At 61.9% G+C, this 407-nt stretch carries 1 pseudogene; it reads right to left on the reverse strand.

Annotation, left to right across the window (positions count from 1 at the left end):
* Positions 1–225, reverse strand: a pseudogene (locus AC0L2O_RS36420) (IS21 family transposase); the annotation flags it as partial.
* Between the last annotated feature and the right edge of the window lie 182 nt (positions 226–407).

Consider the following 407-nt stretch of genomic DNA (forward strand, 5'->3'; position numbering starts at 1 on the left):
CTTCAGCATCGGCACGACCTCCAGGTCGAAGACGTTGGCCAAGGGATCCGGCCGGCGCCTTTGCCGCGGTGACTTCTTTTGCGACGGAAGACGCAGATCTTTCTCGAGCCGATAAGCGGTCGACGAACTGAACGACACCTTCGCGGCCGCCACGGGCGGCGAATTGGTTTGACGGAACTTCATGTAGAGCCTCATCTGGTGATCGGTGAGATGGCAGCCTGGCAACGGGTGATTCCTCTTTGGCGAGAAGAACCATCCATCACCGGCCAGCCGCGATCACCAGACGGCGCGGTCCACTCGGATCGCGCCGTCGCCGGGCTCGTAACTCCGGTCGGGCTACGCCCTCCCTACGTCACGAGCCCGGCGAAGCTCTCTCATCCTGATTGACGCTGCACTTCCATCCTGAT

Source organism: Bradyrhizobium sp. Kon10, assembly GCF_055807395.1.